This window comes from Varunaivibrio sulfuroxidans, from assembly GCF_029318635.1.
Lineage (GTDB): Bacteria > Pseudomonadota > Alphaproteobacteria > Rhodospirillales > Magnetovibrionaceae > Varunaivibrio > Varunaivibrio sulfuroxidans.
In genome coordinates this window covers 1985207-2011468 of the sequence record NZ_CP119676.1, presented here as the reverse complement: position 1 = coordinate 2011468, position 26262 = coordinate 1985207, and the positions used below count along the sequence as shown (strand labels likewise).

Below are 26262 nucleotides of genomic sequence, written 5' to 3'. Positions count from 1 at the left end.
CCTTAACGCCATCGCCTTTCCCCGGGAGAAACCGCCCCATGTCCGCCCCTATTCGCCGCGCCCTTATTTCCGTATCCGATAAAACCGGCCTTGCCGAGTTCGGCCAGTTTCTCGCAAAAAACGGCGTTGAAATTCTATCCACCGGAGGGTCGGCCAAAGCGCTGCGCGACGCCGGCGTCGATGTCGTCGAAGTTTCCGAGCATACCGGGTTCCCTGAAATCATGGACGGCCGGGTGAAAACCCTGCAACCGACAATCCACGGCGGCCTGCTCGCGGTGCGCGACAACCCGCAGCACATCCAGGCGATGAAAGATCACAATATCGCCGCCATTGATTTGCTGGTGGTCAATCTATACCCCTTCGAGGCGACAGTCGCCAAGGGCGCCGACTTCGACACTTGCATCGAAAATATCGACATCGGTGGACCGGCCCTCATCCGCGCCGGGGCGAAAAACCACGCCTTCGTCACCGTCGTCGTCGATCCGTCGGATTACGTTCGCGTGATGGATGAAATGACCGGCGGCGCGGGGACGACCTCGGCGGCTTTCCGGCGCACCTTGGCGCATCGCGCTTATGCCCGAACGGCGGCGTACGACAGCGCCATTTCGCGCTGGTTCGCCGAACAGGAGGGAGAGACGTTCCCACAGACCTTCACCCTGTCCGGCGCCTTGAAACAAACCATGCGCTACGGCGAGAATCCACACCAAGACGCCGCGTTCTACGTCAACGGCGAGGACCGCCCCGGCGTCGCCAACGCGGTCCAGTTGCAGGGCAAGGAACTGTCCTACAACAACCTCAACGATACCGACGCCGCGTTCGAGCTGGTCTCCGAGTTCGACGATCTCGCCTGCGCCATCATCAAGCACGCCAACCCATGCGGCGTGTCCCTGGGCGGCTCCCTGAAAGAGGCCTATTTAAAAGCGCTGTCATGCGATAGCGAAAGCGCCTTCGGCGGTATCGTCGCCCTGAACCGCACCCTGGACGGCGCGACGGCGGAGGAAATCGTCAAGATCTTCACCGAGGTCGTCATCGCCCCCGATATCGACGACGACGCCAAGGCTATTTTGGCCACGAAGAAGAACATCCGCGTTCTCAGCGCCGGGGCGATGGCTCCGGCCCATGAGGGCGGCCTGATGATCAAGTCGTTGGCCGGCGGCTTCTTGTTGCAAGGGCGCGACAACAAGGTGCTGGACGACATGAAAGTCGTCACCAAGCGCCAACCCAGCGCCCGGGAAATGGCCGACCTTCGCTTCGCCTTCACCATCGCCAAGCACGTCAAGTCCAACGCCATCGTTTACGCCAAGAACGCGATGACGGTGGGCGTCGGCGCCGGGCAGATGAGCCGGGTCAACGCCTCGCGCATCGCCGCCTTCAAGGCCGAGGCCGCCGCTGCCCAGGCCGGCGACAGCGAAAGCTGGGCCAAGGGTTCGGTGGTCTCCTCGGACGCCTTTTTCCCCTTCGCCGACGGCCTGCTGGCCGCCGCCGAGGCCGGCGCGACGGCGGTTATCCAACCCGGCGGCTCGATCCGCGACGAGGACGTCATCAAGGCCGCCGACGACGCCGGCCTGGCCATGGTGTTTACCGGAATGCGTCACTTCCGTCATTAAGATCGCTCACCTTTTCCTTCAGGATAAACGCGGCGTGGCCAGGGTTCATGGCGCGCCGCGTTTTCTTTGCGTTTGCGCGCAATAAAAATATTTTCTCGGGGATATACAACCAAACATCGTTGGTGTATCACCGACAGGTTAAAGGCCGTTCAACGGCAAGCCTACATTTGCATTCTTCGCGTTTGCGCGCCTTCCGCACCACGGCGTGGTCCGCCATGAATGGAATCGACAAAGGCGTTCACATGCCCGTGCGCATACTGATTATTGATGACGATCTGGACCTCCTTGAATACTTCGACGCCATGCTGAGCGCGGCAGGATACGAGGTCTTGTGTGAACCATCGGCGGAATCCGCCCTCAAGCGTATTTTTGCCGACGCCCCGGACTTACTCTTAATCGACTATCATCTTCCGGACTTGGACGGGTTGTCCCTGCTGCGTACAGTCCGCAAACGCGGTCTGACCGTGCCTGCGATCATGCTCACGGTAAACACCGACCAAAATATCGCCGTGCAATGTTTTCGCAACGGGGCCAACGATTTTGTAACCAAGCCGGCGGACGCCGATTACATTCAGCTGATCATCCGGCGCACCCTGGCGCGCTACAGCATCGACCTCAAAAATGCCCTCCTACGCATGCTGCCCTTCGTTCAACATCGCGACAAATGCGAAAAACAATGCGCATGCGGACTCGAAGACGCCCTCAAAGAGGCGCGCGAGGCGCTTAAGCTTGCGGGAACCGATATCGATTGACCCACCCAATAAAGAGCGGCGCGTGCGCCGTTAAGCGGGCACGCTCTCGGCCAAGGCACGCAGGGAACGGCTGGCCACCGCAACCATCGAAACATCGTTAACGTCGCCGGCCCAAAGTTCGCTGAGCAACTGTTCCGTGCGGTCGATCGCCACTTTGTTCTTGACCGACCAGATCTCAAGGGCCTTGGACAGGTCCGCGCCGCCCATCGCCAAGACCTGGGATGCCAGGGCGACCTGATGGGCGTAGAGTTCCTCAAGCAGGGCGGCGATCGCCAATTTTTGCCAGTGGCTTTGCGATTCCAGGGATTCGCAGGCCGCGCGCAGGCGACCCAGGCGAAACCGCGCGCCAACCTTATAAAACAACTTGGCCATCTTGCAGACGTCGATCTTGTGAGCCTCGGCCAAGCGCACCACGTCGGGCGCACCGACCATATTGACCAAGCCCGCAACCGTCAGGGCAAGATCCTTGGGCACGCCGTCGCCGATATAGACCTGGGCCCGTTTGTGCAGATCGTCGAAATAGGTTTGCGGCAGGACGCCGGCCAGCCCCTTCTTCAGGGTCGCCGTTCCCCGAGAGAACTGATCCACGTAATGGGCGATATCCAATGGATGCACGCCATGGCGCAGGAACCAAAGCGTGACCCGATCGGTCAGCCGGTTGATATCTTGCAGCATGGAGGTCTGGGTATGCGCCGGAACCTTGTTGTCCAACGTTTCGATCTTCTCCCAGATTTCCCTGAGGGCGAACACCTCGCGCGTGATCGCGTAGGCGCGGGCGATGTCCGCCGCCGGCATCCCGGTTTTCTCCATTAGCTGGGTGACAAACGTGCCGCCGACGCGATTGATCATCGAATTGGTGACCCGGGTGGCGATGATCTCGCGGCGCAAGCGGTGTTTGGCGATATCGTTGGCGTACGCGCCTTGCAACGGTGTCGGAAAATAACGCACCAAATCATCGGCGAGATATTTATCCTCCGGCACGTCGGAGGCCAGCAATTCGTCATACAGCCAAATTTTGCTATACGACATCAAGACCGAAACCTCGGGTCGGGTTAGCCCCTTGCCGACAAGCGCCCGCTCGTTCAGAGTTTCATCATCGGGCAGGTATTCCACGGTGCGGTTCAACCGCCCCGCCTTTTCCAACATCCGCATCAGGCGCATCTGATGGTCCAGGATTTCCGTTCCCTGGGTCTGCACCAGGGTAATCGCCTGGGTTTGCAGATAATTGTCGCGTAGGACCAACGCGCCGACTTCGTCGGTCATCTTCGCCAGCAGGGCATTGCGCGCCTTCTTGGACAACTTCCCGTCAGCCACGACGCGATCAAGCAAGATTTTGATGTTGACCTCATGGTCGGAACAATCGACCCCCGCCGAATTGTCGATCGAATCGGCATTCAGCCGCCCACCGTTTAGCGCGTACTCGACGCGGGCGTTTTGCGTCAGGCCCAGGTTGGCGCCCTCGCCGACGATGCGGGCGCGCACTTCGGTGGCGTCAACGCGAATCGCGTCGTTCCCCCGGTCGCCGGTGTCGGCGTGGCTTTCGCGGCCGGCTTTGACGTAGGTCCCGATGCCGCCGAACCACAGCAAATCGACGTCTAGCCTCAGGATCATTTTAATGAGCTCGTTCGGCGTCACCTTGTCGGCGGTAACCGCGAACATTTTTTTCATCTCGGGACTCAATTGGATCGATTTCGCCCGGCGCTCGAAGATGCCGCCTCCGCCGGAAATCGCCGCCGTCTTGTAATCGCTCCAGCCCGAACGCGCCAGGGCGAATAGCCGCTTGCGTTCCTTGAAGCTCGCCTTCGGATCGGGATTGGGATCAATAAAGATGTGCATGTGGTTAAAGGCCGCCTGAAGGCGGGTATAGGGCGACAGCAACATGCCGTTGCCGAAAACGTCACCCGACATATCGCCGACGCCGATCGCGGTGAAGGCCTGTTTCTGGCAGTCGATCCCCATCTCGCGAAAGTGACGCTTGACCGATTCCCACCCGCCACGGGCGGTAATGCCCATTTTTTTGTGGTCGTACCCCTGGCTGCCGCCCGAGGCGAAGGCGTCGCCCAACCAGAAGCCGTATTCCTCGGAAACGCCGTTGGCGATGTCCGAGAAGGTCGCCGTCCCCTTGTCGGCGGCGACCACCAAATAGGGATCGTCGCCGTCGTAGCGCATCATCTGGGTTGGGGGAATGATCTTGCCTTGCCGATCGAGATTGTCGGTCAAATCCAGCAATCCGCGGATAAAGGTTTTATAGCATGCAATACCTTCCGCCAGCTGGGCTTCGCGATCGCCGCTCACCGGCGGGCGCTTGACGAAAAAGCCGCCCTTCGAACCGACCGGAACGATCACCGCGTTCTTGACCTGTTGCGCCTTGACCAGGCCAAGAACCTCTGTACGAAAATCCTCGCGCCGGTCGGACCAGCGCAAACCGCCGCGCGCAACCAGGCCGAAACGCAGGTGCACGCCTTCGACTCGCGGACTGTAAACGAAAATTTCACGAAACGGTCGAGGCAACGGCAACTCTTCGAGATCGGCGCTCGAAAACTTAAACGACATGTAGGGCCTCGCCTCTCGGTCGGCGTCGATCTGGAAGTAATTCGTACGGACCATGGCGTCCACCAGATTGACGTAGCGCCGTAAAATACGATCCTCATCGGCGCTACTCACCAACTCCAAGGTGCCGAGGATATTGGCGCGGATTTGCCCGCCATGACGGTTGGCGCGGGCCAAAGCGTCCTTGGCTTTTTGCGGCTTGAAGCGGGCCTCGAACATGGCCACGATATGGACCGCGATATCGCTGTTGTTGACCAGCGTGCGTTCCATGTATTCCTGGGAAAAGGTAATGCCGGTCTGGCGCAGATATTTGGCCATGGCGCGTAGAAACGTAACTTGACGCCATGACATGCCCGTTTTCAGGATCAAGGCGTTAAAGCCGTCGCTCTCCATGTCGCCTTCCCATACCCGGCGAAAGGCGTCGTGAAAAGGTTGGCGCACGTCCTTTAGGACGCCCGCGCCGCCGTGGGCTTCGAGGCCGAAGTCGTGAATCATCACGACGGTTTCCGGCGCGCCGTTTTCATCCTTGTTGCCCGGACGGACGCGGTAGGGAATTTCGTCCACCACCCGAAGACCCAATCTTTCTAGGATCGGCAGGACGTCGGATAGCGGTAACGGTTGATCGGGATGATAAACCTTGAAGCGGAACCGCCCATCGGCGCCATCGCCATCCTGGTAAAGGTTCATGTTCAGACGATTTTCCTGGCTCGTTTCTTCGACATGAAGAATATCTTCCAGCGAGTCGGCGACGTCGTAACGTTCGCGGTACCCCGCCGGAAAGGCCTTTTGGTAGCGGTGGAAAAGGCGCGTTCCTTCCTGTTCGTCGCAACATCCGATCAGAACGTTGAGCATGCTGTCCGACCACGATCGCGCGGTGTCGATCAGTTTCTTTTCGAGGACATCAACATTGAATTCGGGAATCGCGCCCGGCGTCGTTTCGACGATGACGTGCAGGCGCGCCAAGGCGGTCGATCCCAGTTGGGCGGAGTGAGACGTCACCTTACCGGCGAAAGCGTCTTCGAGAACCGCTTGCATACGCATGCGCAAGTCCGTCGTATAGCGGTCGCGGGGAATGTAGATCAGGCATGAAATGAACCGCTCGAAATCGTCCTTACGCAGGAAAAGCGCCACCCGCTGACGATCTTGCAGGTGCAAGATTCCAAGGGCGATGTCGAGCAGGGTATCTTCCGAAATCTGAAACAATTCATCGCGGGGATAGGTTTCGAGGATATTCAGCAGCGCCTTACCGTCGTGGCTCGATGCGGGCAGCCCGGCGCGATCGAAAGTCCGCGACATCTTGCGACGAAGCAGGGGGATGTCCCTCAGGCTGCGGGTATAGGCCGACGCCGTGAACAGACCGACAAAAACCCGTTCGCCGACCACCTTGCCCTGGGCGTCAAGACGTTTAATGCCGACCGAATCCATGTGCACCGGACGATGCACGGTGGACAGGGTATTTGTTTTGTTGACCATGAGAAGGTCGGGGCGATGGACAAAATCGTGGACTTCGGGCGGCAATGACGCCAACTCGTGGAGCTCTTGAAAGACGATCTTGTCGGGGTTGCGCAGTACGCCCAGACCGCTGCCTTTGTTAATCGAGACTTTCGCCGTGTCGTCGGTGCCGCTGAAGGTGTACTCGCGATACCCGAGAAAAGTGAAATGGTCTTCGTATAGCCAGCGCAGGAAATCGCGAACCTCGCTGATTTCATCCAGGGATACCCCGATGGGCAGGGATTCCAGTTCGTCGATCAACTCTCCCAGGCGCAGGCGCATCGGTTGCCAGCCCTCGACCGCGGCCACGACATCGCCGATGACGTCCGCGATCGCCCGCTCGATTTCCCTGAACAGCGTTTTGGGAATGGCCGCGATCTGCATGTGCATGAACGATTCGTTGAAAACCCCATCGTCGGCGCCCAAAACGCCGGTATCGAGAACGTCGAGCATCCGTCCCCGCGCATCGCGTCGCACCCGCAAAATTGGATGCAACGTCAACAGCACGTTCAAACCCCTGCGGTTTAATTCCGACGTGACCGAATCGACCAAAAACGGCATATCGTCGGTAACAATTTCGATGACGGTATGGCTGATCCGCCATCCATGCTGACTCACGCTGGGATTGTAAACGCGAATTTTCGGTTTTCCGCGCTGGCGCACCGACCCCATGGCGCGGTGCGCGCCGGCCGCGCCGGCCAGCCGTTCGGGCCTGAAGGCGATAACGTCCTCGGGGGGAACGTGTGCGTAGTAACCCCGCAGAAATCTTTCCGCCAAGTCCCCGGCGTCTCCCTTAAGCCCTTTGCGGGCGATGGTCACGGCCTCGCCAATACGCGCGGCCTTGCGCTCCAACTCAGCGTTCATGAATATTGCCTCCGTCACCCAAGGATATTCGGGTGCCTGTTTGTGATTTCGGTTGTATTCAATCCAATTTTTCTATCATGTTTTTCGTCGGGCCATTCCCGATTTTACCGTGTTTTCGCATATCGCCCGCGCGCCGCCTCGAACTTAGAAACGGATCCTTCTTCAGATTATGTGGAACATCGTAACGGGAATACCACCGTATTGTCGTTCGCATGGCGCCCTACGCTCGCGCCACGACGTTTTATGCACACTTTTTCATGCGTACGGCATGGCCGCGATACACATATTCCCGAACCCCCCGCAAGGAGAGCGCGAATAAACGAACAGAGAAGGGATCCGGAGATAAGGAAAAGGGTGCGAAAACACGCACCGTCCAGGCCAAAAGCCGGGACGAGAACCGCCTATAAACACTAATCAAAAAACACATGGCAGAAAGAAAATGGAGCGGGCGATGAGATTCGAACTCACGACTTCAACCTTGGCAAGGTTGCGCTCTACCCCTGAGCTACGCCCGCATACCCCATATCGGAAAGACATCCCGTGGGAAGCGGGCAGATAATACGCAAAGCACCGCGCTTTGCAAGCACCTGTTTCAAGAAAAATGCACGCCGCCCTTCTTTGCCGCCCGAGGATCGCCCACCCGAACGGACGCGAGGGACTTGCCCGCCGCGCGCCATAGGGTATTGTGGACGGCATGAACGCGCCCGCTCAGATAACCCCAGACGCCTTGCTCGCCCTCTTGAAGAGCCGGGGATACCGTTGCTCGACCGTCACCCACCCTCCCTTGCACACGGTCGCGCAAAGCCGCGCCCGCAGGGGCGAGATCGCCGGCGGGCACTGTAAAAATCTTTTTCTCAAGGATAAAAAAGGCGCGCTCTGGCTCGTGGTCACGCTGGAAGATCGTCCGGTCAACCTAAAGGGCCTTAAAGGGCGCATCGACAGCGCCCACCTGTCGTTCGCCAAACCGGATCTGTTGCTCGACGCGCTGGGCGTTGCGCCCGGCTCCGTGACCCCGCTCGCGCTCATCAACGACAGCACCCACCGGGTTCGCCTTGTCCTCGACAAGGAAATGCTCGAACGCCACGATCGCCTCAACTTTCACCCCTTAACCAACACCCGGACGACCACTATCGACACTTCGGATCTGTTAGATTTTTTTCACCTGACGGGCCATCGGCCACGGATCGTTTCGTTAGCCTTCGAAACCGGCGAAAAAGACGGCGCGTCACCCGCCGGGGGACTTGCGGCGGACGGGTAAACCAGCCATTTAAGGGATGGTGGTCCCCACGCGATACAAGGGCGGACCAAGTTGAAGACAAACTAAAATCGAAAATGGGCCGAACCTAAAGACCGGCCGAATTGAAGACAGGAAATTCCATGCCGCTGATTGTCGATCCCAGCCAAACTCAAGACCCGCTTTCCGTCACGAACGCCGGCAACGCCGATCTGGTCAAGCATTCCACCACCCAGGATTTCACGACCGATGTCATCGAGGCCTCCCGCTCGACGCCCGTCATCGTCGATTTCTGGGCGCCGTGGTGCGGCCCCTGCAAGACTCTGGGTCCGATGCTGGAAAAAGCCGTTCAGCGCGCCGGTGGTCTTGTGCGCATGGTCAAGATCAATATCGACGAGCATCCGGCGTTGGCCCAACAATTGCGGGTGCAATCCGTCCCCACGGTATTCGCCTTCAAAAACGGCCAGCCGGTCGATGGCTTCGCCGGGGCGATCCCCGAGAGTCAAATCAAAAGCTTTATCGACCGCCTGACCCAGGGCGCGGCGTCACCGATCGACCAGGCCCTCGAACAGGCCCAAGGCGCCCTCGACGACGGCGACGGAGCCGGCGCCGAAAGTATTTTCGCTCAAGTCGCGGCGCACGATCCGGGCAACGTCAAGGCTATTGCCGGCATGGTTCGGGCGATCGCCCTGCAAAAAGACTTCCCGCGGGCGCACGCTCTGATCGGGGGCCTAGACGCCAAGGCCCGCGCCCAAGCGGACATCGGCGCGGCGCTGTCCGCCCTGGAGCTTGCCGAGGCCAGCGAAAACATCGGGGACCTTGGCGCCCTTGAAGCGCGCCTGAACGCCAATGCGAACGACCACGAAGCCCGGCTGGAGTTGGCCAAGGGATTGTTCGCGACGGCGCAGCCCGAGCGGGCCATCGACACGCTGCTCGATCTGCTCGCCCGCGATCGCCAATGGAACGAACAGGCCGCGCGCAAGCAATTGATTAAAATCTTCGACACCCTGGGCAATGACGATCCTCGTACCCAAGATGGGCGGCGACGCATGTCGAGCATCCTTTTTTCTTGAGGCGCGAATACCATGGGAGGCCTTGTCTTGATTCGTTCCCCCTCGATCCACCCCCGAACAGATGGGCGGCACGTGGGTTCCGTTCGCGCACGTAAGATCCGACGGAGCGCCCCCCATGGTTAAACCGATGACATTCGAGCTTCCCGAAAGCCTGGACGAGCTTCCCGAAAGCCTGGGCGAACTTCCCGAAAGCCTGGGGCTGTTTCCCCTTCCGGGGGCCCTGCTGATACCGCTTGGCCAGTTGTCGCTGAATGTCTTCGAGCCGCGCTATCTGCACATGGTCGAAGATGCTTTCTCGCGCGGGCGGATTATCGCCGTGATCCAGCCCATGGCTTCCCACGACAGCCCGCCTCCCGACGACGTCCCATTGTATACCGTGGGCTGCGCCGGGCGGATCGTCTCCTTCGATGAAACCCATGAGGGAACATACCTGATTACCTTGCTGGGCGTTCATCGTTTCCGGCTTGCCGGACCCGCACGGTTAACCGCACGGGGATACCGCGAAGCCTCCGTCGATTACGGCGCGTTCAATATCGACCGGACGGCCGATCCCGAATCGATATTTACCGACCAAAAAGACACGCGCGAATATTTGGCCGATACGGCACGGGTCTACTTCGAACGCCGTGGGATCGAGGCCGACTGGGACGAGATGGCGCGCATGCCCCTGAATACCCTGGTCACGACGTTAGCCATGAACTGCCCTTTCGACGCCCGTGAAAAGCAGGCGCTTTTAGAGTCCCCCGATCCTGCGCGCCGCCACGCCTTACTGATGTCTTTACTGACGATGGCGAACCACCAGGTGGGCGCTCCTACGAACACCACCCCGGCGCGGCATTGACGCACCGCGGCCTCAACCTATGAACGGTCCGACATACAGAAGGAAATTCGCCCCGATGCAAAACGCACCCGTCGATCCAAAATTATTGGAAATTTTGGTTTGCCCCCTGACCAAGGGCCCGTTGAAGTACGATCGCGAGCACCAGGAGTTGATCAGCGTGAAAGCCAATCTAGCCTACCCCATTCGCGACGGCATCCCGATCATGCTGGCCGACGAAGCGCGCCCGCTCTAGGGGCGACGCAACGCCCGACCCCAACCCAATACCGACGCATACCGCCCACCGGGGCGGGCGTCGTTCGGTAAAACCGATAACTAAAGGATGCTCTCTAATGACCAACAGCCCCATTCCCACCGAAATCCGCGTCAACCGCGAAGAAAAACTTCTCGAGATCGATTTCAACGACGGAAAATCATTTAAAATTCCCGCCGAGCTGCTCCGCGTGGAAAGTCCCTCCGCCGAAGTTCAGGGCCACGGCCCGGATGAAAAGAAAATTATCGGTGGGCGGCGTCATGTCGCGATCTTGGAGGTCGAGCCGGTCGGCAACTACGCCATCGCCATTAAATTCGACGATCTCCACGACAGCGGCATCTACTCTTGGGCGACACTGTACGCGTTCGGCGAAAACCAAGACGCGATGTGGCAAACCTACTTGGAGAATCTGGAGGCTCATGGCCTCAGCCGCGACCCCCGCTAGGTCCGGCCCCGGTCGCCACTAAGGCATCTGGTGGCGACCGGGGACAGTGGCCGGGAGTCCACCCTACAATTTCTCGCCGCGCATCAAACGAGGCAGCGCGCCCAATTGCCCCATGGCGTCGCGCATGAAGAATTTTTTCACCCCCGGCATCTTATTGACCGCCCCCAAGCCCAAATCACGCGCCAAGCGCAGGGGAGTGAAATCATTTGAAAAGAGACGATTAAGAACATCGGTCATCGCCAACATCACGTGATTGTCGAAACGCCGGGCCCGTTCGTAGCGTTCCAATAACGCCGCGTCCCCCAGATCCAGACCCAGGCGTGCGGCATCGACCAAAAGTTCGCTCAACACCGCGACGTCGCGCAGTCCCATGTTCAACCCCTGCCCGGCGATCGGGTGCATGCCGTGGGATGCGTCACCCACCAACACCAGTCGCCGATCCACCGAACGTTGGGCGTATTGCAGAGACAGAGGATAGCTGAAGCGCGGCCCGACCACCCTCAGTTCACCCAAGAAGTCGCCAAACCGTTTGGACAGTTCGGCAAGAAAATCCGCGTCATTCAGCGCCATCATGGCCGGGGCGATGTCCGCCCGCTCGGTCCATACCAACGACGAGCGGCGGCCCGGTTTTTCCTTGGTTCCCAAAAGCGGCAGAATGGCGAACGGCCCGGCGGGCAGGAAATGTTCGTGGGCGATAAAGTTGTGGGAGCGTTCATGCTCCACCGTGCACACGATCGCCGTCTGACGATACGACCAACGGGTGAGCGCGATTCCGGCGGCCTCCCGGGTGGGCGAGCGCCGCCCCTCGCATCCAGCCACCAAGCGCGCCTGAATTTCACGCCCGCTTTCAAGGCGCGCGCGCACCAACCCCGGCGTGCGCGCCAGGGTGTCTATACCGTCGGGGGCGAAATACGCAACCCCGGATTCGTCCTCCAAGCGCAGCTGCAGCGCCTTGCGCATGACCCTATTCTCGACCATAAACCCGAGGGGATCATCTCCGATTTCGGCACAGTCGTAATGTAGAAAAAAAAGAGAACCCCCATCGCTGACGCGAATTTGTTCGATCGGCGCCGCCTCGGACGCGATATTTTCCCACACCCCCAACCCACGCAAAACCTGCTGCGAAGCTTGCGCGATCGCCGAGCAGCGCCCATCGAATTGCGCCCTCAGCACCGCCGCCGGATTCTCTCGATCGACCAGGGCGACGGTGATCCCCGCACCCGCCAAAGCTATGGCCAGAGTGGCCCCGACCAGCCCTCCGCCGACCACCAGAACATCCACTTCAAGCGGGGCGTCTGGCGACGTATCTGGCGACGTCAACTTAGCTTTAACCATGAAAGGCATGCTTTCTATTGCGAAATGTCGCGACGGTGCGCCGCGAACCAAGGTGCATTTTTAACACCCGCCGGAACGTAGGCCAAGCCCGGCGGGCGGACTCGTCCCCAAGATAAAATTCGACCGCACGACAAGAAGGGATATTTTTGCCTCTTTTAGGAGCATAGAGCGTAATCATGGCTAAAATTTAGTCATGTACAATTGCTCATTTTATGATCAAGCCTCATGGAATACCTTGTAATATATTGAATTATATAAAATTTTTAATTTTTTGGCGTCCTGGCATAGCTCTTGTAACAGCATAGGCGGGCGGACCGTACCGCCGCGCGAACATAGCGTTAACCGAGACCGCGCCACCAACACAGTGAGTCGCTCGTATTGCGGGACCCATTCGTGTCGTGGGCCGTCGGTCTCAAACCTCCAGGGGGAGTCACATCGATGAAGCTGATCATGGCCGTCATCAAACCCTTCAAGTTGGACGAAGTCCGCGAGGCCCTAACCGGGCTCGGCGTCGAGGGCATGACCGTAAGCGAGGTCAAGGGCTTCGGCCGGCAAAAGGGTCAGGCTGAAATTTATCGCGGCGCCGAGTACACCGTGAATTTCCTACCCAAGGTGAAACTCGAAATCGCCGCCAACGATGACCGCGTCGAGGCCATCGTCGAGGCCATTCAAAAATCAGCCCAGACGGGAAAGATCGGGGACGGCAAGATTTTCGTCTACGACCTGGGCAAGGCCGTTCGTATCCGTACCGGCGAAGCCGACGGCGAAGCCCTTTAAGGCACAGGAGAGCTAACCCATGTCGAATACACGAAAAATCTTTAAGATCGCCCTTTTCGCCAGCCTTGGCGCGGTATTTTCCGCGGCCCCCGCGCTGGCCGACAACACCACCGAGACCACATACGTCTTCAACACCTTTTCCTTTTTATTCAACGGCGCGCTGGTGATGTTCATGGCCGCCGGATTCGCGATGCTCGAATCGGGCCTGGTGCGCTCCAAGAACACCGCCACCATTTGCCTAAAAAACATCTCGCTGTACGCCGTCGCCGGAATCATGTTTTACCTGATCGGCTACAACATCATGTACACCGGCGTCGATGGCGGTTTCATCGGCACCTTCGCCCCCTGGGCCGCCGACGACGCCGCCGCGCTGGCGGGCAAGTTCGACGCCGGCTATTCCGCATCGTCGGATTGGTTCTTCCAGATGGTCTTCGTCGCCACCGCGGCCTCGATCGTTTCGGGCACCGTCGCCGAGCGTATTAAATTGTGGCCGTTCCTGGTCTTCACCACGGTCCTGACCGCCGTCATCTACCCGATCACCGGGGCGTGGCAGTGGGGCGGCGGCTGGCTGTCCAAGTTGGGCTTCGCCGATTTCGCCGGATCGACCCTGGTCCACTCCGTAGGCGGCTGGGCGGCCCTCAGCGGCGCGATCATCTTGGGCGCGCGTAAAGGCAAGTTCCACGCCGACGGATCGATCCAGCCCTTCCCCGGCTCCAACATGCCGCTGGCGACGCTGGGCACCTTTATCCTATGGCTTGGCTGGTTCGGCTTTAACGGCGGCTCGCAGTTGGCCCTGGGTTCTGCGGCGGACGTCATCGCGATGGCCAATATTTACGCCAACACCAACATGGCCGCCGCGGCGGGCATCGTCGCCGCAATGGCGATGACCCAGATGATGTACAAAAAGGTCGATCTTTCCCTGGCCCTCAATGGCGCCATCGGCGGCCTGGTGTCGATCACCGCCGGTCCCGACACCCCAACGCTGGGTTCGGCGATCATCATCGGCGCGATCGGCGGTATTCTGGTCGTCCTCGCCGTTCCCCTGATCGACAAGCTGAAGATCGACGACGTGGTCGGCGCGCTTTCCGCCCACTTGGTCTGCGGCATCTGGGGCACCATGGCGGTTCCGTTCACCAACCCCGACACCCATTTTTCGACCCAGCTGATCGGCGTCGTGTCGATCGGGGCCTTCGTGTTGGTCACAACGTCCATCGTCTGGCTGGCCCTGAAGTATACCGTCGGCATCCGATGCTCCGAGGAAGAAGAAGAGATCGGCTCGGATAAAGCCGAACTGGGGATGGAAGCCTATCCCGAGTTTGGGCGTGGATCCCATACCGTGTAACTCCCCAAGTTACCCCGCTCACTCTCGGTTTGGCCGGAGGACGAAAGTCCTCCGGTCTTTTTATTTGCGCATAAATTAAGCAATATCGCCTTTTTTGCATAAATATTAAGCCTTAAAAAGGCAGCGTAATCGTACTTTTGAAACATCCCAGACATCGCTTTTGGTCGTGTGTCCCTTGGGCTCACACCAAAAAACCACCCCCAAATCCAAACATGGCATGAATTTTGTTATGCGGTTCCCATCGCACATCTGTCTACAACGCCATGGCTTGGGGAGTTACACATGGATTCGTTACGGACGGGTACCGATGTTTTTTTCGTCCTGATGGGAGCCGTCATGGTCTTGGCCATGCACGCCGGTTTTGCTTTCCTGGAGGTCGGCACGGTACGCCGGAAAAATCAAGTAAACGCGCTCGTTAAGATTCTTGTCGATTTCGCGGTTTCGACTCTTTCGTATTTTTTTGTCGGATATCTGGTGGCTTATGGAGTTACCTTTTTCAACGGCGCGAACGTCCTGATCGGGCATGGAGACGTCCCGGCCCATGTCTTTGGAAAAAGCGGCTACGACCTCGTTAAGTTTTTCTTTTTGCTGACGTTTGCCGCCGCCATTCCCGCCATAATTTCAGGTGGTATTGCCGAACGCGCAAAATTTTTCCCTCAGTTAATGGCCACGGCCATTTTGGTCGGCATCGTCTACCCGACCTTCGAAGGGGCGGTCTGGGGAACCCGGTTCGGCTTTCAGCATTGGATCGGCGCAACCTTCGGATACCCCTTCCACGATTTCGCCGGATCCATCGTCGTTCACGCCATGGGAGGGTGGATCGCGCTCGGCGCGGTGGTCACCTTGGGCGCGCGCCACGGCCGTTACCGCGCCGACGGCGGAATGATCGGTATCCCGCCGTCCAATATTCCGTTCCTCGCCCTAGGGTCGTGGATCCTTGTCGTCGGTTGGTTCGGCTTCAATGTGATGAGCGCCCAATCTATCGACGGCGTCAGCGGACTGGTCGCCATCAATTCTCTAATGGCCATGGTCGGCGGTATCCTTGCGGCCCTGCTCGCCGGGCGCAACGATCCCGGCTTTGTGCATAACGGCGCGCTGGCCGGCTTGGTCGCGGTATGCGCCGGTTCCGACGTGATGCATCCGGTTGGGGCCCTGGCGACCGGGGCCATCGCGGGCGCCTTCTTCGTTTGGGGATTCGGCAAATGTCAGCAGAAATGGCGAATTGACGACGTCCTCGGCGTATGGCCGCTACACGGCCTATGTGGCCTGTGGGGCGGCGTCGCCGCCGGCATTTTCGGGCTTAAAGAATGGGGGGGCTTGGGCGGCGTCGGCTTCACGGCCCAGTTGATCGGCTCTCTGGCCGGGGTAATTTTCGCCCTGATCGCAGGTTTTGCCGTTTACGGCATCCTTTCCAAAACGATTGGAATCCGATTAAGCGAGGAAGAGGAATTCGTCGGCGCGGATATCGCCATTCACCATATCGGCGCGTATCCCGAGGAAGACCTCCGCGGCTAGGGTCAGGACCTCTTCATCTGATGCGTCTGGTTTGTGAAAAATGTCACAAGCCGAGGAGAAGACTTGCCGGAAGTGCCGTTCACTTTCAAAAGTCTTCGACGACGTTCCTGGGGCAGTTTTCACAAATCCCTGCGGGACGGAGCGCCCCGAAAATGGCTTGGATGAACCTCGCCGTTAAGGTCTTATCAATCCTTGTTCGGCTACAACTATTTCATGGCACAAACATCGGACAAAACCGCCGCCCGCACGTTACTGCCCGACGGGGTTATCCTCTTTTTACGGCAGCGAATTCTGCAAGGATTTGGCCTATTTCTGGGCGCCGTAGGCATCGCCTTCGCGCTGGCCCTGGTTTCTTACGCCCCGAGCGATCCCTCGTTCAACAGCGCCACACTCGGACCGGTGCGCAACTGGATGGGCGCCCCCGGTGCAAGCAGCGCCGATCTCGCCCTGCAGGCGCTTGGCTTGGGTTCCGCTCTACTGACCGTGATCTTGCTCTCCTGGGCTTGGTGTTTACTGCGCTATCAACGTATCTCGGCACTGTGGCTACGCTTTAGCGTCCTCGCCGCAACCCTGATCGTCCTCGCAATGGCGCTCAGCGTCGTCCGCACCCCAACATCGTGGCCCCTGGCGACCGGATTGGGCGGGGTCGTCGGATCGGTTTTGCTCGATCGCCTCGTCGCCGTCTTGCAAGGTTGGGGCGCGCCGCCCGGCTGGATCAACACCATGACGCTCGGCATCTTCTGCTTTCTCCCCGCGCCGTTGGGGGCCGCCTTCGCCATGGCGCTGCCCCGGTCGGATTGGCGCGCTATCGCCGGTGGATTGGCGCTGACCAACAGCGCCCTGGGCCGCGCCACCCTGTGGTTGTTCGCCCATGCTCATGCCCTACCGCGGCGCCTCATGGCGCCCCACGACGCCAACGCCGCACCGATCGTCGCCGACCGGCGCAAACCCCGCCGAGAAAAACGAAAAGCCACCGCGCACGCACCGTCCAAAGACAGCCTCGTCGCCCCGAAAAGTCCGCGCGCCAAAGCCGGGCGCAAGGCCGCCCAACAGCGGCAGCGCAGCCTTGACCTTATTCCCGGCGAGACCTATGCGTTGCCTCCGCTCGATTTACTGGACAACCCCGAACCGTCATCCGACGGTGGAACGCTCAACGCCGACGCCCTGGCCCAAAATGCCGCCATGCTCGCCTCGGTGCTGGAGGACTTCGGCGTCAAGGGCGAAATCGTCAAGGTCCGCCCGGGTCCCGTCGTCACGTTGTACGAACTGGAACCCGCGCCGGGCACCAAAACATCCCGGGTAATCGGCTTGTCCGACGATATCGCCCGCTCGATGAGCGCGATCTCGGTGCGCGTGGCGGTCATTCCCGGACGCAACGTGATCGGCATTGAGCTCCCCAACCAGACCCGTGAGATGGTTTACCTGCGCGAAATCCTATCGTCCGATCCGTTCGAACGCGCCGGCGGCAAGCTCAATCTCGCACTGGGCAAGGATATCGGGGGCCTGCCCGTGATTGTCGATCTGGCCCGCATGCCCCATCTCTTGATCGCCGGCACCACGGGCTCGGGAAAGTCGGTCGGCGTCAATACGATGATCCTATCGCTGCTCTACCAATACCCGCCCGAAGACTGCAAGTTCATCATGATCGATCCCAAAATGTTGGAGCTTTCGGTTTACGACGGGATTCCCCATCTTCTCTCGCCGGTGGTCACCGAGCCGGGAAAGGCGGTCGTCGCCCTCAAATGGGCGGTGCGCGAAATGGAGGAGCGTTATCGCGCCATGTCGCAACTTGGCGTGCGCAATATCGGCGGCTACAACGTGCGCCTCGGCGAGGCGCGCAAGAAAGGCGAGGCCCTAACCCGCAAAGTGCAAACCGGTTTCGATGCGGACGGAAAACCGGTGTTCGAGGAACAAGGCCTGTCGATGGACCCGTTGCCGTACATCGTCGTCGTCGTCGATGAAATGGCCGACTTGATGATGGTCGCGGGCAAGGATATCGAGGCCGCCGTGCAGCGCCTGGCGCAAATGGCGCGCGCCGCGGGCATTCATATGATCATGGCGACCCAACGGCCCTCGGTCGATGTCATCACCGGCACCATCAAGGCCAACTTTCCAACCCGAATTTCGTTTCAGGTCACCTCGAAGATTGATTCGCGCACGATCCTTGGCGAACAGGGCGCGGAACAACTTCTCGGTCAGGGCGATATGCTGTATATGGCCGGTGGTGGGCGAATCACCCGTGTCCACGGCCCCTTCGTTTCCGACGAAGAGGTGGAAGATATCGTTTCGCACTTGAAATCACAGGCCAACCCAGACTACATCGACGCCGTGACCGAAGATATCGAGGACACTCCCATGGGGGGCGGCGGCGCGGGTACGTCCAACGCCGACGCCCTATACGACGAGGCCGTCGCGCTGGTCGCGCGCGAGGGTAAGGCATCCACGAGTTTTATTCAAAGGCACCTGCAAATTGGTTACAATCGCGCGGCGCGCATTATCGAAGAAATGGAATCCCAAGGCGTTGTCACAAAGGCCAATCGGGTCGGAAGGCGCGAGGTCTTAATCGGCGATGTCAGTGAATACGGTACCTGAAATACGCAAATCCCCTTTTGTTTCATGGGTCGTCGCGGCCATGCTCGTCATCGCCGCCGTCGTCGCCCTGGCGGCGCTGCTGCTGCCCAGAACCGCCGCCGCCGCGACAGCGCCAAACGGCGGCGCCGAGCCCACTCTAGCCGACCTGACCCCCGGGGATCGTTCCGATATTGCGCGCATTCAAACCTATTTGAACAACATCCACACCCTACAGGCCGGGTTTCTTCAGGTGTCCAGCCAGGGGGGGTATTCCCAGGGGGTCATTTCCCTATCCCGGCCAGGGAAGATGCGCATAACCTACGCGCCGCCGGTGCATGTTCTTATTGTCGCCGACGGCCGGTTTTTAATCTACAACGACACCGAACTGAATCAGGTCTCATATGTGCCGATCGGCTCCACCGCCGCGGATATCTTGCTTAACAAAAATATCAAACTAACCGGCGGCGACCTCAAGATTATCGATTTTGTGAAGGCGGATCACGTTCTGCGCGTCTCTGTGGTGCGCAAGAAAGATCCACTCGGCGGTGTCCTAACATTGGTCTTCGACGATGACCCCCTCACGTTGCGCAAGTGGACAATTAAGGACGCCCAAGGGATTTTGACCACCGTTTCGCTGCAAAACGCCCGCTTCGGAATCCCTCTCGACCCCAAGCTCTTCCACTTCAAAGCACCCTTGATGTCGCGCCCCAAGGATTAACCGTCCCTTCGCCACAGGCGCCCGACATACGCCCATACGCCCATACGCATAGTGGCGTCGCACGTATGATTTTGTCACATGGCTGCAATGCATTCCAGAGAGTAGCCCGCACCCACTGCAAACACCATCTATAGGCTACGAGAGGGTCGCGCTCTATGTTCCGCGACCCGGCGGTCGAACGATCCCCCCTTCTTCGACCGCCCGGTTTCCAATGAAACCGCAGACGCCCGGCTATCCCCCCATAGCCGGGCGTCTTTCGTTTTTTATCCAAGCGCCGTCCACCTTCAAAAATCCCCCGCGACCCCTTACACCACCAGACGATACCCTCCCGGTTCGGTCACCAAAATTTCGGCGTTTGAAGGATCGGCTTCAATTTTCTGGCGCAACCGGTAGACATGGGTTTCCAGAGTATGGGTCGTCACGCCGGCGTTATAGCCCCAAACCTCATCCAGCAGCACATTTCGTGAAATGACCCTTTCCCCGTTGCGGTAGAGAAATTTTAAGATCGCAACCTCTTTATCTGTCAAGCGCACCTTCTTATCCGCGTTTTCGTCCAGTAAAATTTTATTGCTTGGCTGAAACGAATAGGGGCCGATCATGAACACGGCATCGTCGCTACGCTCGAACTGACGGATATGCGCGCGCAACCGCGCCACCAGAACGCCCAAGCGAAACGGCTTGGTGACATAATCGTTGGCGCCCGCGTCAAGCCCCAAGATCGTGTCGGCGTCGGTGTCCGCGCCGGTCAACATAATGATCGGAGCGGTTACCCCACTTTTACGCAAGAGGCGGCAAATTTCACGCCCGTCCATATCGGGAAGGCCGACGTCCAACAAAATGATATCGTAATGCCGTTCGCGAACCGTTTCCAAGGCGCCGGCTCCCGTCGCCACGCCGTCACATTGAAATTCCTCAAGCAAGGTGAGTTGTTCGGTCAACATCGCAAGAAGCGTCTCATCGTCATCGACGATAAGTATCCGTTTGGCGGCCGTCATACTTTCGGACCCTCTCGTTCCTGCGCGCCCTGGGGGCGAACCCAGGCCTTTCAAGGTATGTTATAGCGTTATACCCGTTCCCAGTTTAATTAAAAAACGCAGACATGCAACTCGGACCGGGTGCGGGCGTCGTGTGCGTTCGCTGCGCCCCGGATTTGCCTCGGACTTACTTCGATCATACATCGGACACTCGACGCTTTTCATTGGGCCGCCATCGGGGTATTGTTCGCCTGCGCGCTCGGCGCGCCACACTTGGTCATCGCACCCTTCGTCAACCGGGCGTCCTTCGCCGAACTTAGCGCCCAACCATCCCCGAGACCCCCGAACCTCATGCCCCATCGTACGGAACAAAACGTTATCCCGCGTTCCCGCCAGCCGGTTTCCTTGCTTACGGTCGAGCGCGCCGTTTCCGATCTCAGACGCGGGCGCTTTGTCGTCATCCTTGGTCCCGGCGGTCGGGCGGTCCTGGCGCAGGGCGCCGAGGCGGTGACGGAGAAATCCGCCGCCGCCCTTAAGGAGGCCGCGGGTGGCGACCCTTATCTGGCCATCACCGCGCGGCGCGCCGCCGTTTTGGGAATTGGGTCGTTCCCATCGAAGGTCGTCCGTATTATCTTCGACGCCATACCGGACGCCGGGCGTCTGCATCGCCTTTGCAATCCCCTGGAAACCCTCCACGAAAGCGATATTGCGCGGATCAAGACCGAAGTCATCGACGAGCATAGTAGCGAAAGCGCCGCCGCCGGCCTCAACAAGATCGCGCGGCTCCTCCCCGCCGCCCTGCTCGCCCCGATCACCGCCCCCGACGCCGATGACATCGCCGGATGGGCCGCGCGGCGCGACTATATCCTGATCGACGCCGGGGATATTTTTCAATATGCCGCCGTCGCCGCGCGCACCTTGAAAAAAGTCAGTGAGGCGGATGTCCCCCTTGTCGATAGCGAACAAACGCGGATCATCGCCTTTCGCCCCGAAGACGGCGGCCTGGAGCATCTCGCCATCGTCATCGGCACGCTGGACGCGACGGCCCCCGTCCTGGTGCGCCTGCATTCCGAATGTTTCACCGGCGATCTTCTGGGATCGCTGCGCTGTGATTGCGGGGATCAGCTGCGCGGCGCCATCAAAACCATCGCCGAGCATGGCAGCGGCGTCTTGCTGTACCTCGCCCAGGAGGGCCGTGGCATCGGTCTTGTCAACAAGTTGCGCGCTTACGCCTTGCAAGATCGCGGGTTCGATACGCTGGACGCCAACGAACAGCTCGGCTTCGACGCCGACGAGCGGATCTATCTCCCCGCCGTTCAAATGCTCAAGCAACTGGGCGTTGCGTCGGTACGCCTGCTGACCAACAATCCGCGAAAGGTTGGTGCGTTAACCCATCACGGCATTGCCGTCAGCGAGCGGGTGCCCCACAGCTTTCCGTCAAACCGCCACAACGAAATATACCTGAATACAAAATCGACACGCGGCGGACATCTGTTTTAAGGAAGGCGCGCCACGCCCAAAAATTCGCCGTCGCAATAGGAAAATTCTGCCCCGTCTAAATACGTTCGCCCCATTATTAGTATATTAATTCATTGATTTTACAAAAAAATTAATGTGGCACTTTCCTTGCAAAGGATATTGGACAATCGCGCCCAGTTCCAACGCAAGGTTCACGACACCATGGATTCGCGCCTACTTCTTGAACGCACCGTGCCCGGCGACCGGCCCACCGATCCCACCGCCCGGACGGCGAAGCGCGGCGCCGAATTCGAATCCAGGGCGACGACGCGGGGGGCCGCGTTCTCGTTTTCCGATTTTATCGATATTATCAATCCGCTTCAGCATATTCCTTTTATCTCGAACCTTTACCGCAACCTGACCGGCGACACCATTCGGCCCGGTCCGCGCATTGTCGGCGATGGATTGTTCGGCGGACCTATCGGGCTGGTTGCGAGCATCCTCGACGCCGGCGTACAACAGGTGACCGGCGAGGGCTTGGGCACGCGTACGCTATCCCTGCTTGGTCTCGAACCCGGCGACAGTGGGGCGACGGCGGGCGCGCACCTCGCGAAACACGCCGATCCGGGACGCGCCCCGAAAGAGGATTTTACCGACATCGCCGTCAGTGATTGGGCTCGGGGCGAAATTGCCTATCGCGAAGGGCTTCGCGCGGCGGCCAATGCACAGACGCCTCACATCGTGGGAGCCACCGCCCAAATGCACCGCCGCACACCTTCGGGCGCCCCGCCAAGTACAGCGCCCGACGCATCGATGGCGCAAATTATTTCGAATGCGAATCAAAAAATATCGCCACAAAACCCGGCCAACACAGGCGGCCGCCCGACCGCCGCCATGCTTGGCGGCGTCGTACAATATGAAAAAGCCGCGCAGACAAGAGCCATCGCCATACCGCCTATCGTTGACGTGCTCAATTAGGTCCGGGACTCGCCATCAATCGCGATCTTGGGCATACTGCGGCGATGACGCTGACTGTTTATCCCGACGGTCGTTTTGAGTATCCCCAAGGCATCGTGCGGTGCGCGTTGGGACGCGGCGGCGTGCGCGCCGCCAAGCGCGAGGGCGACGGCGCGACGCCGGCGGGAAATTATCCTCTGCGCCGGGTTTTTTATCGCGCCGATCGCCTGACCCGACCGTGGACGGGCCTGCCCGTCGTCGCCCTCGACACGGACGACGCCTGGTGTGACGATCCTCTCGATCCGCACTACAACCGCCGTGTCCGCCTTCCTTTCACGCCCAGTCACGAGCGGCTATGGCGAGACGATTCCCTTTACGACATCATCATCGAAATCGGCCATAACGATCACCCGACGCGGCCTTTTCTGGGCAGCGCCGTATTCATCCATCTGGCCCGCGCAAATTATGCCCCGACGCGCGGATGCGTCGCCTTGGCCCCGGCCGATATGCTCGATGTCTTAACCTTATGCGACGAAACCACCGCTATCACCATTTTGGCCCCGGGTCGCCCCGCCTAACCTCGCGCGCCGAAGATCGCCGAACCGATGCGAATCGCCGTCGCACCAAAGGCGATGGCGACCTCGAAATCGCCGCTCATGCCCATACTTAGGCCGCCAAGACCATTACGCCGCGCCATCTCGCGCAAGAGGGCGAAATGCAAAGACGGCTCCTCACCCGCCGGCGGAATACACATCAGGCCGACGATATCGAGACCCAGCTCGTCCCGGCACAGGCCCACGAAGGCATCGACGTCCGCGGGTGCGACCCCCGCCTTCTGTGGCTCCTCGCCGATGTTGACTTGGATATAGCAGGGCAACCGCCGCCCGGTGGCGTTCATTTCCCGGCTTAGGGCGCGGGCGAGTTTAGGCCGATCGACGGTTTCGATGACATCGAAAAGGGCCACTGCGGGACGAACCTTATTGGTCTGTAGGGGGCCGATCAAATGAAGTTCGACCTCCGGCGTTTCCGCCTTAAGGCGCGGCCACTTTTCTTCGGCCTCCTGGACCCGGTTTTCACCGAAAACACGCTGGCCGACCGCAAGCAGAGGACTTATCGCCTCGGGGCCATGGGTTTTCGACACGCACACCAGCCGCACGTCCTCGGGCTTACGGTTCGCATCCCGGCAGGCTTGAAGCACGCGGGCGCGGACCGCGTCCAGGTGTGTGGACGGGAAATGGGATTCGGGGTTTTTCTCCACCATGATGTAAATTGCGCTCGCTTTATGTTATCCGGTTGGAACGGCCATCGAGGATGGTCGCACGGCGAGGAGGCCGCATGGAAGGCACCCTAACAGACCGCGGCCCGTTCGACAATTTCAGTGGGCGCGTCCAGCGCGCCCGTGGCGCTCAGGCCGTGCCCGGGTTGTTTTTGATGACCGACAGCCGCCTGCCCGACCCCCTGGCGGTCGCGCGCGGGCTGCCCCGGGGGTCCGCCGTCGTCGTGCGCACGCCAACCGCCGGCCAAAACCGCGCCCTGTTCGCCGCGCTCGTACCGCTTGCCCGGTCGGGCGCGCTGCGCCTATTGGCGACATTGCCGTTAACGCCCATTTCCCGCCGCACCGCCCATGGCGTGCACCTTGACGAGGCATGGGTCAAACGCCACCCGCATCGCCGCCGGCTTTGTTTGCCGAAAAATTTTATTGTCACCGTATCCGCCCATGATCGGGCGGCGGTTATTCGCGCTATCCGCTTTGGCGCGGATGCGATTTTCGCCTCGCCACTGCACGCCAGCGCATCCCACCCCAACAAAAAAAGCCTAGGGTTTTGGCGATTTCACGCCCTTTTCGGCGGCCACAAGGCGCAACGTAGCGTGGAAACCGCAAAAATAATCGCCCTGGGCGGCGTCACCGCGGAGGACATGGCCCGGCTGCGAAGGCAAGGCGTCTGGGCGATCGCCGGAATCGATCTTTTTCGTCGCCCTTGACCGTCACGAGAGGCGACCGCATTGGGCATAAAAAATTTTGATGTTTTTTCCACGATCGGCGCAAGCGCGATAGACGCAAAAAAGGGGAGCGGTCGCCCGCTCCCCCACTTTTTTCAAAGAACCCTTCGCTTAGAAGGAAACTTCGATGCCGCCGATAACGCCGTTGACGGTGGAAGAGGTCGGATCGGTCGCGACCGCAGGGGTTTCGTTCTTCAACTTACCGTTGAAGTACTGAGCAACCAGGCTAACGCCCGCGCCCATGTCGTAACCGGCGCCGAAGGTCCACGCGGTGAACTTATCGTCACCCGCACGGGTCGTTCCTTTGGCTTTTGCGCTGTTGTACGCGGCGGACACGCTGTAAGGGCCGTTATTGTAACCGACGCCGAAGTCCCAACCGTTGCCGTCAAGGCTATCGACAGTGGTGGTGGCTCTGGTTACACCCTTGTAGTGCGAGTACGAGCCGCCGACGGTGAAGCCCCCCATGCCGGCGTTGAGGCCGAAGCGGGTCAGGGTCTGTCCGTCACCGTCATTCACGCCAGAAGTGCTGCCGCCCTGGTATTTGGTGCGCGACAGATCGCTGGTCAGGGCCACGCCGCTGATTTCGCCGTCGTAGGTCACGCCCAAAGCATAGGCTTCGCCGGTATCGCTACGGAGGGCCGCACGCTTGGCGTTTTTGTCAACGTTCTGCGCCGCGTCGTAGCTGGCGAAAGCGCTGAAGCCGGAGAAGGACGGAGTCACGTACTGGATCTTGTTGCCCTTGTTGCCGCCGACGAAGTCGGAGGTGGTGCCACGACCGTTGGTCTTGGTGATGGCGTTGGCATCGTTAACCGTGGAGTTGAACTTCGCCCACGCGGTGACGTCGCTGAAGGCAGCGGGGCCGACGATCGGGGCCTTGACGGCGAAGGTATCGGAAGCCTGCGGCATGGAGCCGATGGTGAAGGCGCCCAGGGTGTCGCCGCTGACGGTCAGGGTGGACACGTCGATGCTGCGCGCAGCGCCGTTGCGGTCGCCTTCGAGCTCAACGCGGGCGGCGACGGTCAGGCCGTTGTCCAGGGTGGTGGACCCCTTGAAGTGGATTTCGGTGTTCGACCACTGGCCGAGCTTCATCCGGGTATTGCTCTTCGTCTGGTCGCTTTTGACGTTGGACACGTATTCACGCATGAAACCGCCGATGCCGAGTTTGATTTTTTCGGCGGCGAGAGCCTGGCTGGAAAGGGCGCCGAGGGCGATGATCGCCGTGGTCCCGAGAAGAATTTTCTTCATAACAACTCCTATGGATTTTCCCTCGTCATACCGATTCCCCCCTAAACGGGCCTGCCGGGTGCGCCCCTTGGGCCTGTGCTTCGCTATGGTTGGCCGATACAACTTTTTAATGACCGCCCCTTTCTGCCGATCCCGTTCCGGACGTCGCCGCCCGGTTTATGAAAGGAATCAGAAAGGGATATGCAATCGAATGACGATAATGGGCCACGTTGGGGCCGCGCCGTCAACACTCCAGTGACGTTCGCGGTGTGATATTTTTGTC

At 59.8% G+C, this 26262-nt stretch carries 21 protein-coding genes and 1 tRNA gene; 16 read left to right on the top strand and 6 right to left on the bottom strand.

Features of this window, described 5'->3' with window-relative positions:
• Window positions 1-38 precede the first annotated feature (38 nt).
• The gene (gene purH, locus P3M64_RS09490; protein WP_132937571.1) at window positions 39-1607 is read left to right on the top strand and encodes a bifunctional phosphoribosylaminoimidazolecarboxamide formyltransferase/IMP cyclohydrolase; all 1569 of its coding nucleotides are present in this window, start codon (window positions 39-41) and stop codon (window positions 1605-1607) included.
• Window positions 1608-1849: 242 nt separating this feature from the next.
• A complete protein-coding gene (locus P3M64_RS09485) occupies window positions 1850-2359 on the top strand; it encodes a response regulator (RefSeq protein ID WP_165886191.1) in 510 nt (169 codons plus the stop codon).
• Between the two features lie 30 nt (window positions 2360-2389).
• Here P3M64_RS09485 and P3M64_RS09480 read toward each other — a convergent pair whose 3' ends face one another.
• Window positions 2390-7264 carry an NAD-glutamate dehydrogenase gene (locus tag P3M64_RS09480; protein ID WP_132937573.1) on the bottom strand — a complete coding sequence of 1625 codons (4875 nt, stop codon included), beginning with the start codon at window positions 7262-7264 and terminating at the stop codon, window positions 2390-2392.
• 440 nt (window positions 7265-7704) lie between these two features.
• Window positions 7705-7779 (bottom strand) — tRNA-Gly (locus P3M64_RS09475).
• 179 nt (window positions 7780-7958) lie between these two features.
• Here P3M64_RS09475 and P3M64_RS09470 point away from each other — a divergent pair.
• The 5 genes from P3M64_RS09470 (at window position 7959) to P3M64_RS09450 (ending at window position 11107) form a co-directional block, all read left to right on the top strand.
• Window positions 7959-8522, top strand: coding sequence for a prolyl-tRNA synthetase associated domain-containing protein (locus P3M64_RS09470; protein ID WP_132937574.1), 564 nt, complete (start codon window positions 7959-7961; stop codon window positions 8520-8522).
• A 119-nt stretch (window positions 8523-8641) separates the two neighbouring features.
• Complete coding sequence (gene trxA / locus P3M64_RS09465; protein ID WP_132937575.1) at window positions 8642-9571, top strand: thioredoxin; 930 nt, start codon at window positions 8642-8644, stop codon at window positions 9569-9571.
• A 115-nt stretch (window positions 9572-9686) separates the two neighbouring features.
• The gene (locus P3M64_RS09460) at window positions 9687-10412 is read left to right on the top strand and encodes an LON peptidase substrate-binding domain-containing protein (RefSeq protein ID WP_165886192.1); all 726 of its coding nucleotides are present in this window, start codon (window positions 9687-9689) and stop codon (window positions 10410-10412) included.
• A gap of 55 nt (window positions 10413-10467) precedes the next feature.
• Window positions 10468-10644 carry a Trm112 family protein gene (locus P3M64_RS09455; RefSeq protein WP_132937577.1) on the top strand — a complete coding sequence of 59 codons (177 nt, stop codon included), beginning with the start codon at window positions 10468-10470 and terminating at the stop codon, window positions 10642-10644.
• Window positions 10645-10741: 97 nt separating this feature from the next.
• Window positions 10742-11107 carry a gamma-butyrobetaine hydroxylase-like domain-containing protein gene (locus P3M64_RS09450; protein ID WP_132937578.1) on the top strand — a complete coding sequence of 122 codons (366 nt, stop codon included), beginning with the start codon at window positions 10742-10744 and terminating at the stop codon, window positions 11105-11107.
• Between the two features lie 63 nt (window positions 11108-11170).
• Here the strand turns inward: P3M64_RS09450 and ubiH are convergent, their stop codons facing one another.
• Complete coding sequence (gene ubiH, locus P3M64_RS09445; protein ID WP_132937579.1) at window positions 11171-12442, bottom strand: 2-octaprenyl-6-methoxyphenyl hydroxylase; 1272 nt, start codon at window positions 12440-12442, stop codon at window positions 11171-11173.
• A 438-nt stretch (window positions 12443-12880) separates the two neighbouring features.
• Between ubiH and P3M64_RS09440 the strand changes: the two genes are divergently transcribed.
• The 5 genes from P3M64_RS09440 (at window position 12881) to P3M64_RS09420 (ending at window position 19365) form a co-directional block, all read left to right on the top strand.
• The gene (locus P3M64_RS09440; protein WP_132937580.1) at window positions 12881-13219 is read left to right on the top strand and encodes a P-II family nitrogen regulator; all 339 of its coding nucleotides are present in this window, start codon (window positions 12881-12883) and stop codon (window positions 13217-13219) included.
• Between the two features lie 19 nt (window positions 13220-13238).
• A complete protein-coding gene (gene amt / locus P3M64_RS09435) occupies window positions 13239-14561 on the top strand; it encodes an ammonium transporter (RefSeq protein ID WP_132937581.1) in 1323 nt (440 codons plus the stop codon).
• Between the two features lie 282 nt (window positions 14562-14843).
• Entirely contained in the window at window positions 14844-16076 is a 1233-nt protein-coding gene (locus P3M64_RS09430) for an ammonium transporter (protein ID WP_132937582.1), read from the top strand.
• Window positions 16077-16289: 213 nt separating this feature from the next.
• Complete coding sequence (locus tag P3M64_RS09425) at window positions 16290-18668, top strand: DNA translocase FtsK (protein WP_132937583.1); 2379 nt, start codon at window positions 16290-16292, stop codon at window positions 18666-18668.
• Window positions 18669-18708: 40 nt separating this feature from the next.
• Window positions 18709-19365 carry a LolA family protein gene (locus tag P3M64_RS09420; protein ID WP_132937584.1) on the top strand — a complete coding sequence of 219 codons (657 nt, stop codon included), beginning with the start codon at window positions 18709-18711 and terminating at the stop codon, window positions 19363-19365.
• A 305-nt stretch (window positions 19366-19670) separates the two neighbouring features.
• Here the strand turns inward: P3M64_RS09420 and P3M64_RS09415 are convergent, their stop codons facing one another.
• Window positions 19671-20360, bottom strand: a complete 690-nt coding sequence (locus tag P3M64_RS09415) for a response regulator transcription factor (protein WP_132937585.1) — start codon at window positions 20358-20360, stop codon at window positions 19671-19673.
• 330 nt (window positions 20361-20690) lie between these two features.
• On the opposite strand from P3M64_RS09415, the gene ribA reads away from it, so the two are divergent.
• From ribA to P3M64_RS09400, 3 genes are all read left to right on the top strand, one after another.
• Window positions 20691-21839 carry a GTP cyclohydrolase II gene (gene ribA, locus P3M64_RS09410; RefSeq protein WP_132937586.1) on the top strand — a complete coding sequence of 383 codons (1149 nt, stop codon included), beginning with the start codon at window positions 20691-20693 and terminating at the stop codon, window positions 21837-21839.
• A 114-nt stretch (window positions 21840-21953) separates the two neighbouring features.
• Window positions 21954-22775, top strand: coding sequence for a hypothetical protein (locus P3M64_RS09405; RefSeq protein WP_132937587.1), 822 nt, complete (start codon window positions 21954-21956; stop codon window positions 22773-22775).
• Window positions 22776-22819: 44 nt separating this feature from the next.
• Window positions 22820-23332, top strand: coding sequence for a L,D-transpeptidase family protein (locus tag P3M64_RS09400; protein WP_132937588.1), 513 nt, complete (start codon window positions 22820-22822; stop codon window positions 23330-23332).
• Here P3M64_RS09400 and P3M64_RS09395 read toward each other — a convergent pair.
• Window positions 23329-24015: a YggS family pyridoxal phosphate-dependent enzyme gene (locus tag P3M64_RS09395; protein ID WP_132937589.1), complete on the bottom strand. Its 687-nt coding sequence runs from the start codon at window positions 24013-24015 to the stop codon at window positions 23329-23331. The two genes, P3M64_RS09400 and P3M64_RS09395, sit on opposite strands and share 4 nt — an antisense overlap.
• A 74-nt stretch (window positions 24016-24089) precedes the next feature.
• Here P3M64_RS09395 and P3M64_RS09390 point away from each other — a divergent pair, with 74 nt between their 5' ends.
• Window positions 24090-24737, top strand: a complete 648-nt coding sequence (locus P3M64_RS09390; RefSeq protein WP_165886193.1) for a thiamine phosphate synthase — start codon at window positions 24090-24092, stop codon at window positions 24735-24737.
• 129 nt (window positions 24738-24866) lie between these two features.
• Here the strand turns inward: P3M64_RS09390 and P3M64_RS09385 are convergent, their stop codons facing one another.
• Window positions 24867-26000 carry a porin gene (locus P3M64_RS09385; protein WP_132937591.1) on the bottom strand — a complete coding sequence of 378 codons (1134 nt, stop codon included), beginning with the start codon at window positions 25998-26000 and terminating at the stop codon, window positions 24867-24869.
• Window positions 26001-26262: the final 262 nt, after the last annotated feature.